The sequence below is a fragment of the Arenimonas metalli CF5-1 genome, assembly GCF_000747155.1.
Taxonomy (GTDB): domain Bacteria; phylum Pseudomonadota; class Gammaproteobacteria; order Xanthomonadales; family Xanthomonadaceae; genus Arenimonas; species Arenimonas metalli.
This window is the reverse complement of record NZ_AVCK01000001.1, coordinates 1-13,438: the sequence shown is the minus strand read 5'-3', so window position 1 is coordinate 13,438 and position 13,438 is coordinate 1. Positions and strand designations below refer to the sequence as shown.

Genomic DNA, 13,438 nt, shown 5'->3' with positions numbered 1-13,438 from the left:
CGCGTCGTGACCGCGCCCGCCTCGCCGACCTTGCCCCGCGCAGCCGCGCCTGCGCCCGGACGCCGGGGCTCGCGATTCGCCGCGGTGCTGGCCGCGCTGCTCGCCCTGCCCACGCTGGCGCAGGAGGCCGGTGACGCCCGGCGCGCCGCCGCGGCCGACGCCTTCCTCGCCCACCTGGCCGCCGATCGGTTCGAGGACGCCGCCCGCCTGATGGCGCCGGACGAGGCCGCCCTCCGCGACCCGGAGGCCGCGCTGCGCTCGAGCGCGAACCGGCTGCGCATGCAGTGGTCCGGCGAAACCGCACGACACGGCGCGCTGCAGAACCTCGGCGCCAGCCAGCCCCGCGTGGCGGGCGGCCGCCGTGTGTTCGCCGCGAACCTGCAGTTCGAGCGCGACACGGTGCAGGCCCAGTTGCGGGTCGACGGCAGCGCGCGCGTGCTGGCGCTGCGACTGGTCACCGGCGCCGAGGCCATCGGCGAACTGCTGGTCGGCGAATCGGAGATCCGCGCCCATCCGATCCTGGTCGGCGACCTGCCCGGCGTGCTGACGCTGCCGGCGGGAACCGGCCCCTTCCCGGCCGTGGTGCTGGTGCACGGCAGCGGCCTGGTCGACCGCGACGCGAGCATCGGGCCGAACAAGCCCTTCCGCGACCTCGCCAACGGGCTGGCGCACCTGGGCATCGCCTCGCTGCGCTACGACAAGCGCCCGCTGGCCCAGCGACGCAGCCTGGGCCCGCAATCCAACGCCGACGACGCCAGCGTCAACGACGCGGTCGCCGCGGTGGCGCTGCTGGCGCGCCAGCCCGGCATCGACCGCGGCCGCCTCTTCATCGCCGGCCACAGCCTGGGCGGCCTGCTGGCGCCGCGCATCGCCGCACGCGCGCCGGATGCCGATGGCCTGGTGATGCTGTCGGCGCTGGCGCGCCCCTTCCACCACGCTATCGCCGCGCAGGTGCGCTACCTGGCCGAAGCCGACGGCGCGGTCACCGAACTCGAGCAGGTCTCGGTGGCGCACGCCGAACGCCAGCGCGACGAGATCGACGCCATGCTGGCCGGCGGTCCCGAACCCACCGACCCGATGCTGCGCATCCCGCCGGCCTACTGGCGGCACCTGGGCCGCTACGACGCGCAGCAGACGGCCCGCGCGCTGCCGCTGCCGATGCTTTTCATCCAGGGCGGCCGCGACTACCAGGTGACGGCCAGCGACGACCTCGCGCGCTGGCGCGCGGCACTGGCCGGCCGCGAGGACGTCAGCTTCCGCGAGTACCCCGCGCTCAACCATTTCCTGATGCCCGGCAGCGGTCCCGCCGGCTCGCGCGAGTACTTCACGCCCGTGCCGGTCGACACCACCGTCATCCTCGACATCGCCGCCTGGATCCACGCCCGCGAATCCCGCGGCCCGCCCTGATCGCCGCCCGCCCGGAGAACCCGCCATGTTCCGACGCCTCGCCCTGCCGCCGCTCGGCAAGCCGCCCATCCTGTTCGCCGTGCTGGTCGGCGCGCTGCTGCCGATCGCGATCGCGGTGGGCGTGGTGCTGCAGGTCAGCGCCGAAAAGATTTCGCCCGCGATGATGCTGCTGGTGCAGGCCGGCGCCGCGGCGGTCTCGCTCGCCATCGTGCTGCCGATGTGGCGGCGCGAGGCCGCCTTCGACGGCAGGCACCTGCGGGTGAAGGCGACCTGGTACACGCGCCAGGCCGCGCTGACGGAGTTCGACCTCGCCGCGGCGCGGGTGGTCGACCTGCGTGAACACACCGAACTCAAGCCGGCGCTCAAGACCAACGGCTTCGCCGTGCCCGGCCTGCACGCCGGCCATTTCCGCCTGCGCGACAAGCGCGCGGCCTTCTGCCTGGTGACCGATCCTGCCCGCGTGCTGTGCCTGCCGCATGCCGACGGGCGGCTCTGGCTGCTCAGCCTCACGCACCCGCAGGCCGTGCTCGACATCCTGCGCCGCGCGGCGGCGTGACGCCCCCGCGCCCGCCCGCTAAGCTGGCCGCATGCACGCCCTCGACTGGCACCTCGTCAACAGCGACCTGATCGAAGCCCTGCCCTCGCGGCTGCTGCGCGACCGCGCGCGCGCCAACGCCGACGCCCGCGCGCTGGCGCAGGCGCCCTGGCTGCTGCGCCGCAAGCGCGACGGCCGCTTCCTGGCCACCACCGGCAACGGGCGCTTCACCGCGCTGGTGCCACAACTGGCGCGCGAGCCCGGCCTGGCCGACATCCTCGCCGCGCTGTCCGCGCCGCACGAGCGCGCCGGCCGCCCCTTCGAACTGCCGCTCGACGGCCTGCTCGCGCACCTGCACGCGCTCGGCCTGGACGAGAGCTACGGCGACGCCGTCGGCCTGCCGCTGGTCGCCGAACCGGCGCGCCTGGAATTCGCCGGCCACGACCGCTACCGCCGCCCGCTCTGGCTGCTCGACCCCGCCGCGCGCGCCTGGCGCCGCATGCGCACCGCGGCACGCGCCGACGACATCGCGCTCGAGGCGATCTCCGGCTACCGCAGCCACGCCTACCAGCTCGGCATCTTCGAGCGGAAGCTCGCGCGCGGCCTCACCCTGCCGCAAGTCCTGGCCGTCAACGCGGCCCCGGGCTTCAGCGAGCACCACGGCGGCTGCGCCATCGACATCGGCACGCCCGGCGAGCCGCCCGCCGAGGAATCCTTCGAAGCCACGCCGGCCTTCGCCTGGCTGCACCGCCGCGCCGGCGACTTCGGCTTCCGCATGAGCTACCCGCGCGGCAACCCGCACGGCATCGTCTACGAACCCTGGCACTGGCGCTGGCACGGCGTGCGCGGGGCGCACGACACGTGACTTCGCGGCAGCGCCGCCGCCCACAGACATAGGTCTGCGGCCCGACTCAGGAGCGTCATCCTGACCACTGATGCCGGCCGTTCCGGCATCCTGCCTCCACTTCCGCAGACCTATGTCTGTGGGCGACGTCGCCCCGGAAGCCGGTCGCACGCCGGAAGGAGGTCAAGTGCAGAAAGCAGAAGCCAAAGCACACCGCGGCGACCGGGTCGCCGCGGTCACGATGGGTGTGCGGCGCGCTTTGCGCTTTTGACCTCTTTCCGGTGTGCGACCGGCTTCCGGGGCGACGTCGCACGCATCACTAGTCCTTCTGAAGTGAAGGGCAGGAAGCCCGTAACGGCCGACGTTTGCTGCCAGGGATGGCGCTAGCAAGACGGCGGGCAGAAGGACTAGTGATGCGGGCGGCGGCGCTGCCGCGAAGTCACGTGTCGTGCGCCCCGCGCACGCCAACGTCAGTCTTGGGAGCGTTTGACGGGGGGCTTGGCGGGGGTGGTGGCGTCGACGATGCGCCAGAGGTAGAGCGCGGCTAGCGTGCGGTACGGGCCCCAGGGTTCGCCGCGTTCGGCGAGCACCTTGGGCTTGGGCATCTCGTCGAGCTTGTCGAGCAGCTGCGCGCCCTTGCGCACGCCAAGGTCGTCGACGGGGAGCACGTCGGGGCGGCCCAGGCTGAACATCAGCATCATCTCGACCGTCCAGCGGCCGATGCCGCGCACGGCGGTGAGGCGTTCGATGATGGCGGCGTCGTCCATCGACGCCATTTCGCGCGAGGTCGGGATCTCGCCGCGGGCGTCGCGCGCGGCGAGGTCGCGCAGGGCCAGGGTCTTGTTGCCGGAGACGCCGCAGGCGCGCAGCGTCGGGTCGTCGATGCGGCCCAGCGTGTCGGCGTGCAGCTTCTTCGCGCCGATGGCGACTTCGACCCGGCCGACGATGGTGGCGGCGGCATTGCCCGAGAGCTGCTGGTAGAGGATGGCGCGGGCCAGCGCATCCGTGGTGTCGAAGGGCTTGCGCCAGCGCGCGGCGACGTCGAGCGGGCCGATGCGGTCGATCCAGCGGCCGAGCTTGCGGTCGCGCCGCCGCAGGTGCGCGGCGGCGGCATCGAGGTCGAAACCGCGCGGGTGGCGTGGCATGGCTAGGCTCGCGTGCGAAGGGCGTCGGCGGCCAGCGTAAGCCAGGCCAGCATCAACAGCACGCCGCCGGCCGGCGCCAGGGCCGTGGAGGTGGCGGCGAAGACCGCGCCGAGCAGGCTGCCGGAGAACAGCAGCACGCCCAGCGCAAGCGCCACCAGCGCGACGAGCCGCACGCGGGACGTGGCCGGCGGGGCAAGCAGCAAGAGCGCGAGGCCGTGGCCGAAAAGGAACAGCGCGGCCAACCCGGCGCGCCGGGCGTCAGCCCCCTCGAGGCCATGGCTGGCGTAGGCCCCCAGGCCCACGGACGCGGCGCAGGCGACCGCGCCCAGCGCCGCGAGGCCGCGGGCCAGCGCGTTCACCGGGTGCCGGCCAGGTAGTCGTTGCGGCTGCGCATCAGCGGCGCGGCCTTGTAGGGCGGCAGCAGGAACTGGCGGCCTTCGAAGCTGGCCTGCCAGGCATCTACCCGGGAGCGAAGCGCGGCGACGCGTTCGGCGGGCGACGTCGTGGCGTCGCCGGACGCCGTGCCATCGCTGCCTTCGGGAGCACTTGCGTCGTTGCGGTCGGCGTCGGCGTCCGCGTCGGCGGCCTTGGCGTCCTCCGCGGCCTGCGCCGCCTTGGCGGCATCGGCCTGCTCGAACCACGCCAGCGCCCGCGCCTCGTCGAACGTGGCCGACAGCCGCGCCCAGGTGCCGCGCTCGTCGCGCCAGGCGGCGATGCGCACGGCCACGCCGTCCACGCCGATGAAGTCCACGACCTGGGTCGCTTCGGTGCCGCCATCGACGGCCAGGTCGTCGAAGGGCAACTGGTCGGTGACGCCCGCCGTGCCGTTGCCGGCGTCGGGATCGGTCATCGCGGCCGGCGGCTGGCCGTCGAGGCTGAAGCGATCCTCGACCCGCGAGAGGCGGAACGCGCGCGCGCCCGCCGGCGCGATGCGCACTTCCTCGATGCGCGCCAGCGGGATGTCGAGCAGGCGGCGGTCGAGCCAGTCGGCCGGCGCGCGCGCGGGGCCGATGTCCTCGTCGAGCAGCCAGGCCTGCGGGTCGTCGCCGACGCGCACGTAGCTGCCGCCCAGCGAAGGATGGTTGTTGCCGATCACCAGCCGCACCGGATCCCCGCCACCGGCCAGGCGCAGCTCGGCGCCCTTGGCTTCGGGCGCGGCGACATCCTCGACGCCGAGGCGCGCGTGCAGCGCGGGATTGCGGGTCTTGGGCTCGATGCGCCGGGCCCCGGCGAGCCGGAACAGCGCGCGGCTCACTTCACGCTGGTTGGCCGGCCAGCGGTCGCGGTCGGGCATCACCCAGGTGCCGTCCTGCTTTTCGATGCGGACCAGCGGCTGGCCGCCGGCGCCGATCACCTCGATGGCGTCGATGGCCTCGACCCGCGACTCGAACCCGGGCAGCAGGCGACCGGCCTCTTCGACCGCGCCGGTGGCCTGGCGTGCCAGCAGCCACCACGCCACGCCGGCCAGGCCGGCCACCACCACCGCCGCCAGCACCAGCTGCCGCGGACGCATGGCTCAGGCCCCCGCCGCGCGGCGGCGCGACCAGCGGCGCCAGGCCACGCCCAGCGCCACCAGCACCACCAGCGCCGGCATGCCGAGGATGTTGATCAGCTTCAGGCGATCGCCCAGCGCTTCGATGTCGGCGTTGAGCCGGTGCTGCACGTCGCGCAGCTCGCGGCGCATGCGCAGCTTCTCGTCCTGGAAGCGCAGGATCTCGGCCTGCTGCTGCGCGCTAAGTGCCTGCGCCTGGCCATCGGCGCCGGGCTGCTGCAGCGCCGCCAGCTGCTGCTCGAGGTCGTCGAGCTGCTGCTGGAGCCGCTGCTCGCTGCTGCGGTAGCGCGCCTCGGCGCTGCGGCGCAGGGCCGCCACGCGCTCGAACGGCCGGGTGGCCGAGGCGCGCGTGCGCACCGCGATCAGGTCGGCGTTGCCGACCAGGTTGTCGACCGCGTTGTAGACGAAATCGCCGTTGCTGGCGAAGGCGTTGAAGACCGGCTGGCCCAGGAAGTCGTTCACCTGCACCCACATGCGGTCGGCGAGCACGTCGGTATCGGCGACCACGACCAGGTTCACGGGCGCGAGGCTTTCGGCCAGGTGCTTCTCGCCAGTGCGGTCGGGGAAGGCACTGCGCAGCGGGCCGGTGAAGCGCGCGGCGATCACGTGCGGCTGGCCGCCCGGGCGGAAGCCTTCGCGCAGGCGGTCGGGGTCGGCGACCGCGTCGCGCACGGCGGCCACGTCGCCCAGCGCCGAGGCGCTGGAGCTTTGCGCCAGCGGCTCCATCACCAGGGTCGATTCGCGGGTCAGGCCCAGCGCGCCGGCGCTGGAGACGTTGAGCGTCTGCAGCTCGCCGGTCACCACGTCGTCCTGGTTCAGCGCTTCCCGGCCCAGGCCGAGCACGGCCAGGTGCCGCACCGGCAGGCCATTCGGATCGGGCTGCACCTGAAGCGCGTGCTTCTCGTCGAGCACCAGCCGGTTGGGATCGTACTGGATGCCCCAGGCCTGGAACAGCGCAGGCAGGTCCGAGCTGCGCGGCACCGCCACCGACAGCGGGTCGAGCGGATCGATCGCGGATTCATCGGCCTCGGAATCCGGGTCCACGAACACCAGCAGGCGGCCGCCGCGCATCACGAACTGGTCGATCGCGTACAGCGTGTCCTCGGGCAGCTCCTTCGGGTGCACCACCATCAGCAGGTCGACGTCGCCGGCGATGTCGGTGGGATGGCCCTGCAGGCGGCGCAGCTCGAACAGCTCGCTGACCTGCCGGTCCACCACCCAACCCGCGCCGCCGCGACCGGTCGGATCCATGGTCGGGCCGGTCGGCAGGCCGCTGATCAGGCCGACCACGGGCTGGGCGTCCACGCTGAGCGTGGAAATGAGTTTGGCGACGTCGTACTCGAGGAAGGCTTCCTTGTCCGGCTGGATGAAGGGCATCACCGTCTCGCCGTCGGTGCTGTTGACGCCCACCAGGCCGAAGTACAGCTTGTCGCCGCTGGTGCCGAGCGGGATCGACTGCAGGCCGTAGGCCTCGGCCTCGTCCTCCGCCTCGGAGAACGGCTCGGGGTCGATGACCTCCAGCCTGACCTGGCCGCCGCTGCGAGTGGCGACTTCCTCGAGCAGCTCGCGCACGCGGGTGGCGAAGACGCGGAACTGCTGCAGCTCGCGGGTGGCGTGCTCGGAGTAGTACAGCTTGAGCCGCACCGGCTCCTCGATGCGGCCCAGCAGGTTGCGGGTGCCGTCGGACAGCGTGTACAGGCCCTTGTCGGTCAGGTCGAGCCGGGCGCCGCGCAGCACCACGGAGTTGAGCGCCACCAGGGCGACGAAGCCCAGCGCCAGCAGCGCCAGCGCGACCAGGGGAGCGGAACGTCGGGACAGGATCTTCATGGCGTTCAGTCGGCTTTCTTCAGGTCGATCACCAGCACCGTGGCGGTGAGCCAGGCGCCGATGCACAGCAGGAAGAACACCACGTCGCGCAGGTCGAGCACGCCGCGGCTGATCGCCTGGAAATGGGTCAGGAAGCTCAGCCCCGCGAAGGCGTCCACCCACGGCTGCGGCGCCCAGCCGCGCACCAGGTCGAGCGCCATCGGGAAGCCGGCCAACAGCAGCAGCAGGCACACCACCACGGTGAGGATGAAGGCCACCACCTGGCTGCGGGTTGCCGCCGACAGCGCGCTGCCGATGGCGAGGAAGGCGCCGGCCATCAGCCAGCTGCCGAGGTAACCGGCGAAGATCACGCCGTGGTCGGGATCACCGAGCCAGGCCACCGTGACCCACATCGGGAAGGTCAGCACCAGCGCCAGCCCCAGGAACGCCCAGGCCGCGAGGAACTTGCCCAGCACCGCCTGCCACAGCGCCAGCGGCAGCGTCAGCAGCAGCTCGAGCGTGCCCGACTTGCGTTCCTCGGCCCACAGCCGCATCGCCACCGCGGGCGCCAGCAGCAGGTAGAGCCAGGGGTGGAAGCGGAAGAAGGGCTGCAGGTCGGCCTGCCCCGCTTCGTAGAAACCGCCGAGGTAGAAGGTAAACGCCCCGGCCAGGGCCAGGAAGATGACCAGGAACACCGCCGCCAGCGGCGTGGCGAAATAGCTGGCGAACTCACGCCGGAACACCGACAGCACCGCGCTCATGCCTTCGCCCCTTCGGTGGTGATGCGGCGGAAGACTTCGTCGAGCCGGCCGCGCTCGGGCTGCAGGCTGCTGAACACCACGCCGCGCTGGCGCAGGCGCTCGGCCACCGCGTCGGCGGTCACCGGCCGGCCCTGCGGGAACACGTAGAGCCGGCCGTCCACGGCGTCCTGGTGGAAGCCGCTGACGCCGGGCATGCCGTCGAGCGCGGCACGGGCGGCGATGCTGTCGCCGGCCAGCAGCGACACCGCGCCCTGGTAGCGCGAACGCGCCAGCAGTTCGGCCGGCGTGGCGTCGGCCAGCACCTTGCCGCGGGCGACGATCATGGCGCGGCTGCACACCGCCTCCACTTCCTCGAGGATGTGGGTGGACAGCAGCACCGTGCGCTCGCGCGCGAGTTCGCGGATCAGGCTGCGCACCTCGTGCTTCTGGTTCGGGTCGAGGCCGTCGGTGGGTTCGTCGAGGATCAGCGCAGGCGGATCGTGCAGGATGGCGGCGGCCAATCCCACGCGGCGCTTGAAGCCCTTGGACAAGGTGTCGATCGGCTGGTGCAGCACGCCCTCGAGCGCGAGCCGCTGCAGCACCGACTGCATCCGTTCGCGACGATGCGCGCCGGAAAGCCCGCGGACGTCGGCGACGAAGCCGAGGAAGCCCGACGGCGACATCTCGCCGTAGCCCGGCGCGCCCTCGGGCAGGTAGCCCAGCGCGCGGCGCGCCGCCATCGGCGCGGCCTGCACGTCGTGGCCGCAGACCTTCGCGGTGCCCGACGTGGGCGCCAGGAAGCCGGCGATCATCTTCATCGTGGTGGACTTGCCGGCACCGTTCGGGCCGAGGAAGCCGAGCACTTCGCCGGGCTCGACCTTGAAACTGATGCCGTCCACGGCCAGCAGGCGGCCGTAGCGCTTGTGCAGGGCGTGTGCCTCGATCATCGGGGGCGTGTCTCGCTGGATTCGGCTTCGGTGGGCGCCCGGGCGGGCGACCCCGGAAACGACAGGGCGGGCACTAGGCCCGCCCTGCGGTGTTGCTTAGGCGGCGGCCGCGTCGGCCTCGGCCTCTTCGGCGGCCGGGGCGGGCTCGGCGGCCTCGTCCTCGGGCAGCGGCGCGATCACGCGCGGGGCCTGGGCCTCGACGCCCGGCACCTGCACCGGCCAGTAGACGTTGAACTCCGCGTCTTCGGCCAGCATGTCCTTGATCTCGACGAGGTACTCCTCGAACGGACGATCAGTCGGCTCGTGGCCGCGGACCAGGGCCCAGGCACGGACCAGGTCGCGGATGCGGGCCAGGCCCGGCGACGGACCGACGTAGCTGGACTTGGCGACGCGCATGGCCGGCAGCTGGGCGTAAACGACCGGGCCCTCGACCTCGACCTCGAAGGTCTCCAGCGGCGCGTTCGGATCCACGACCGGGGCCGGGGCCGGGGCGGTCTCGGCGACCGTCTCGGCAGCCTCGCCCTCTTCACCCTCGGCGGCGGCGGCCGGCTCGGCCGGGCCGGTGCCCTTGCGGCGGATCGGCAGCACCACGTCGAAGGCGTAGGTGTCGGAGCCGAACTCGTTGGTGATGATGCGCATCGGGCCAGCGGCCTCGAGCTCGTTCTTCTCCATCACCTGGTCGATCCACTTGCGCTGGTTCGTCATCGCCAGGGCGATGTCGTCGTTGGCGCGCTTGGCGGCGGTGGTGACCAGCAGGACGTTCTGCGCGGGCAGCTCGGCGATCTCGAAGCCCGGCTCGTGCTGGCTGTAGTCGAAGCGCGGGATCGTGGCCAGCAGGTTGCTCAGCTTGGTCAGGCCGCGCTTGATGTCGGCGCCGACTTCGCTGTTCACGTACAGGGTGCCGGCGTAGCGACCGAGCAGGTCATAGCCGTAGTCCACCGTGTAGCGCTGGGTGATCTCGATGTTCTGGTTGCGCTGGCCGGTCCGCTCGAAGCGGAAGGTCATGGTCTTGTTCTTGCCGCGGCCCGGGGTGTCGAGCGCGTAGACGATCTTCTCGCCCGGCACGATTTCCTTGATCTCCCACTTGCCCGAGCCGATCGAATGCTGGCTGGAGCTGAACGCGAGCGCGGCGCCGACGCCGGACTCGGGGCCCGAGGCGGTGAGCTGCATGCGCGGGTCGTGGTTGATCAGCGCGTTCCAGTCCTTGAACCGGGTGAAGCTGCTGAGGATGTCGTTCACGGTCGACATCGGGCGATTGGTCTCGACCGAGTGCGACACGGTGCGCGAGGCGGGCAGGAACAGGCCGATCACCACGAACAGGGCGATGACGATCAGCAGGGAAATAATCCACTCAATAACTCGGGTCATTCGGAAGCTCTCCAGGAACGGCCCTCGACTGGTCCACATGCCCAATCGCAGGAACCGGGGAGGATAACAGGTCAGCCCGCCGCCCGGCAGGGGGCGGCGGGAAATCGCCGGAAACGGCGCAGCGGCGCGGGTTCCGGGCCTAGACCAGCTTGAGTTCGAAGGCCTTGAGCACGGCCCGGGTGCGGTCGCGCACGCCCAGCTTGGACAGGATGTTGGAGACGTGGTTCTTCACGGTGCCTTCAGCCACGCCCAGCGAGTTGGCGATCTCCTTGTTGGAGAAGCCGCCGGCCATCAGGCGCAGGATCTCGGTCTCGCGATCGGTCAGCGGGTCGGGCTGGTCGAGGCTGACGAATTCGTTCTGCAGGCCCTCCAGCCCCGACAGCAGGCGCTGGGTGACGGCCGGCTGCACCAGCGAGCCGCCGTCGGCGACGGTCTGGATGGCGTTGACCAGCTGGTCCAGCGACACGTCCTTGAGCAGGTAGCCGCGGGCGCCGGCGCGGATGCCGGCCAGCACCAGCTGGTCGTCGTCGAAGGTGGTGAGGATGATGGTCGGCGGCAGCAGGCCCTTCGCCGTCAGCGCCTGCAGGGCCTCGAGGCCCGACATCACTGGCATGCGCATGTCCATCAGCACCACGTCGGGCTTGATTTGCGGGATCAGCTCGACGGCCTGGCGGCCATCGCCGGCCTCGGCGACCACCTCGATGCCATCGGCGAGTTCGAGCAGGGATTTGACGCCCTGGCGCACCAGGGTCTGGTCGTCGACCAGGCAGACACGGATCATGCGGCGTTCTCCAGGGGCAAGCGGATGTCGAGCGCGAAACCCTGACCGCGCCCGGTGATGATATCGACCCGGCCGCCGTGGGCGGCCAGGCGTTCGCGCATGCCGCGCAGGCCGTTGCCCGGCACGGCGTCGCCCTCGATGCCGCGGCCGTCGTCGCGGGCCTGGATGCGGGCCTCGCCGGCGTCGCGGGCGATCGTGAGCCAGAGGGTGGACGCGCCGGCGTGGCGCACGGCATTGGTGATGATTTCCTGCGTGCAGCGCAGCAGCACGTGGGCGCGCTCGGGGTCTTCGATGGTCAGCGGCTCGGGCATGTCCAGGCGGATGTCCAGCGCCGGCACGCCCTCGACCAGGGTGCGGATGGCGCCGCTGAGGTCGATGGCGCCCTCGTCGCGCATCTCGCTGACCGCCTCGCGCACGTCGGTGAGCAGCAGCTTGGCCAGGGTGTGGCTCTGGCGCACGTGCTCCTGGGCGCGGCCCTCGGTGAGGTGGCCGGCCACCTCCAGGTTCAGGCTCAGCGCGGTGAGGTGGTGGCCGAGCAGGTCGTGCAGCTCGCGCGAGATCCGCACGCGCTCGCTCATCCGCGAGCTCTCGGCCAGCAGGGCGCGGGTGGCGCGCAGTTCGGAATTGAGCCGGCGCTGGTCCTCGCGGGCCTCGGCCTGCTGCTTGGCGACCAGGCCGATCACCATCGCGAAGCTCGAGTAGCCCACGTACAGCATGGCCTGCAGCACCGCGAAGCCCGGCGTGTAGCCCTCCATCCGGCTGAACACCGGCACCAGCGCGCCGTGCTGCAGGACCAGCCACAGCACGCCCACGGGCAGCGGCACCAGCCAGGGAATGACGCCCGCAATGATCAGCATCAGCACCGCGCCCATGCCGGTGCCGGTCTGGTGGCTGACGACGATGGCCGACAGGGTCAGGGCCGCGAGCAGCAGCGCATCCACCAGCCGCGGGCGGCGGGCGCCGAGCGCGCGGGTGACCTGCCAGTAGATGACGCCGAAGGCGAGGTAGGCCAGGCTGGCCAGCGTGAGCCCGGGCGTGGCGAGGCCCTGGGCCGAATCCGAGGCATCGGCCGGGAAGTGCCAGGTGAACACGATCAGCGGGATGCCCACCACCGCCCAGGTGAACAGGCCGGCGTAGCGCAGCAGCTGGGTGTGGGAGAGGCGGTTCAGCATGCGGGCATCATAGGCCGGCCGCGGACCCGGCGTGCCACCCCGGAAGTCATGCCTGCGAGGATTTCCCGGTGCCGCCCCGGGGGACGGCGCCCGTGCGATAATCCCGTCCCGATCGCCCGACGGGTTCCCCCGCCCGCGGCCCTCACGCCATCGGAGTCCGAAAGACAATGCCGATCACCATCCGCGACGTGCGCGAGCACGAGCTGGATTCCGTACTTGCCCTGAACAACGCGGCCGGGCCGTCCATCCTGCCGATGGACGCCGCCAAGGTGCGTTTCTTCTGGGAGCACGCCGAATACTTCCGGGTCGCCGAGCAGGACGGCCTCATCACCGGCTTCCTGGTGGCCCTGTCGCAGGACGCCCCGCACGACAGCCCGAACTTCCGCTGGTTCAAGGACCGCCACCCGCGGTTCCTGTACGTGGACCGCATCGTCATCGCCCGGCCCCGCCGCGGCGGCGGCCGCGGCCGCATGTTCTACGCCGACGTGCAGAGCTTCGCCGAGGTGCGCTGGCCGCAGCTGTGCTGCGAAGTGTTCCTGCAGTCCGGCAACGACCCGGCCCTGCTCTTCCACGGCAGCTTCGGATTCCGCGAGGTCGGCCAGCAGGTCATGCCCGGCACCGACATCCGCGTCTCGATGCTGATGAAGGAGATGTGCAGCCACCCCTTCATCGCCGAGACCTACGGCACGCGCCTGCCCGACCAGCCCTGGCTGGCCGCCCGCGCCCTGCCCGGCCGCCTCGGCACGCTGGCGACGGGAACCTGAGCATGGCCGCCAATCCCCTCGACTACGAACAGGCCGGCGAACTGAAGTTCGGCCAGGTCGGCATCGCCAACCTGCGCGTGCGCACGCTCGATCCCGGGCGCCTTGGCGCCGAGATGGCCGAGCGCGTGCAGCGCGCGCCCAAGCTGTTCGCGCGCGCCGCGGTGGTGCTTGATTTCGGCGGCCTGAGCCGCTGCCCCGACGCGGCCCAGGCCCGCGCGGTGATCGACGCGCTGCACGCCGCCGGCGTGCTGCCGGTGGCCCTGGCCTACGGCACCCGCGAGATGGACGAGCTGTCGCAGGCCGTGGGCCTGCCGCTGCTGGCCAAGTTCCGCGCCTCCTACGAGCGCGATGGCGAGGCCGAGCCGGCGGCGCCCCCG

13 protein-coding genes and 1 pseudogene are annotated in these 13,438 nt (G+C 72.1%); 5 read left to right on the top strand and 9 right to left on the bottom strand.

Going from position 1 to position 13,438, the window contains the following annotated elements; translation table 11 throughout:
• Window positions 1-6 precede the first annotated feature (6 nt).
• Genes N787_RS00070 through N787_RS00060 form a run of 3 tightly spaced genes read left to right on the top strand, consistent with a single transcriptional unit; the run spans window position 7 to window position 2,807 of the window.
• Window positions 7-1,407 (top strand): alpha/beta hydrolase family protein, encoded by a 1,401-nt coding sequence (locus N787_RS00070; protein WP_156968837.1) that lies wholly within the window; start codon window positions 7-9, stop codon window positions 1,405-1,407.
• A gap of 25 nt (window positions 1,408-1,432) precedes the next feature.
• Window positions 1,433-1,963, top strand: coding sequence for a hypothetical protein (locus tag N787_RS14110; protein WP_052574974.1), 531 nt, complete (start codon window positions 1,433-1,435; stop codon window positions 1,961-1,963).
• 31 nt (window positions 1,964-1,994) lie between these two features.
• Entirely contained in the window at window positions 1,995-2,807 is an 813-nt protein-coding gene (locus N787_RS00060; RefSeq protein WP_034209890.1) for a M15 family metallopeptidase, read from the top strand.
• A gap of 449 nt (window positions 2,808-3,256) precedes the next feature.
• Here the strand turns inward: N787_RS00060 and N787_RS00055 are convergent, their stop codons facing one another.
• The 9 genes from N787_RS00055 to N787_RS00015 all read right to left on the bottom strand — a co-directional run bounded on the left by N787_RS00055 (window position 3,257) and on the right by N787_RS00015 (window position 12,297).
• Window positions 3,257-3,931: a DNA-3-methyladenine glycosylase family protein gene (locus N787_RS00055; RefSeq protein ID WP_034209889.1), complete on the bottom strand. Its 675-nt coding sequence runs from the start codon at window positions 3,929-3,931 to the stop codon at window positions 3,257-3,259.
• Window positions 3,932-3,933: 2 nt separating this feature from the next.
• A complete protein-coding gene (locus N787_RS00050; protein ID WP_034209888.1) occupies window positions 3,934-4,290 on the bottom strand; it encodes a DUF423 domain-containing protein in 357 nt (118 codons plus the stop codon).
• Entirely contained in the window at window positions 4,287-5,444 is a 1,158-nt protein-coding gene (locus N787_RS00045) for a DUF4340 domain-containing protein (protein ID WP_034209887.1), read from the bottom strand. Before N787_RS00045 ends, N787_RS00050 begins: the two co-directional genes overlap by 4 nt.
• Window positions 5,445-5,447: 3 nt before the next feature.
• On the bottom strand, window positions 5,448-7,310 hold the full coding sequence (locus tag N787_RS00040; RefSeq protein ID WP_034209886.1) for a GldG family protein: 1,863 nt from the start codon (window positions 7,308-7,310) through the stop codon (window positions 5,448-5,450).
• Between the two features lie 5 nt (window positions 7,311-7,315).
• Window positions 7,316-8,050: an ABC transporter permease subunit gene (locus N787_RS00035; protein ID WP_034209885.1), complete on the bottom strand. Its 735-nt coding sequence runs from the start codon at window positions 8,048-8,050 to the stop codon at window positions 7,316-7,318.
• A complete protein-coding gene (locus N787_RS00030) occupies window positions 8,047-8,976 on the bottom strand; it encodes an ABC transporter ATP-binding protein (protein ID WP_034209884.1) in 930 nt (309 codons plus the stop codon). Before N787_RS00030 ends, N787_RS00035 begins: the two co-directional genes overlap by 4 nt.
• Before the next feature lie 96 nt (window positions 8,977-9,072).
• Window positions 9,073-10,344 carry an SRPBCC family protein gene (locus tag N787_RS00025; RefSeq protein WP_052574973.1) on the bottom strand — a complete coding sequence of 424 codons (1,272 nt, stop codon included), beginning with the start codon at window positions 10,342-10,344 and terminating at the stop codon, window positions 9,073-9,075.
• 139 nt (window positions 10,345-10,483) lie between these two features.
• The gene (locus N787_RS00020) at window positions 10,484-11,125 is read right to left on the bottom strand and encodes a response regulator (RefSeq protein WP_034209883.1); all 642 of its coding nucleotides are present in this window, start codon (window positions 11,123-11,125) and stop codon (window positions 10,484-10,486) included.
• Window positions 11,122-12,297 (bottom strand): sensor histidine kinase, encoded by a 1,176-nt coding sequence (locus N787_RS00015; RefSeq protein ID WP_034209882.1) that lies wholly within the window; start codon window positions 12,295-12,297, stop codon window positions 11,122-11,124. Before N787_RS00015 ends, N787_RS00020 begins: the two co-directional genes overlap by 4 nt.
• 167 nt (window positions 12,298-12,464) lie before the next feature.
• On the opposite strand from N787_RS00015, the gene N787_RS00010 reads away from it, so the two are divergent.
• A complete protein-coding gene (locus N787_RS00010) occupies window positions 12,465-13,061 on the top strand; it encodes a GNAT family N-acetyltransferase (RefSeq protein WP_034209881.1) in 597 nt (198 codons plus the stop codon).
• Window positions 13,062-13,063: 2 nt separating this feature from the next.
• Window positions 13,064-13,438: pseudogene (minC, locus tag N787_RS00005) on the top strand (septum site-determining protein MinC); the annotation flags it as partial.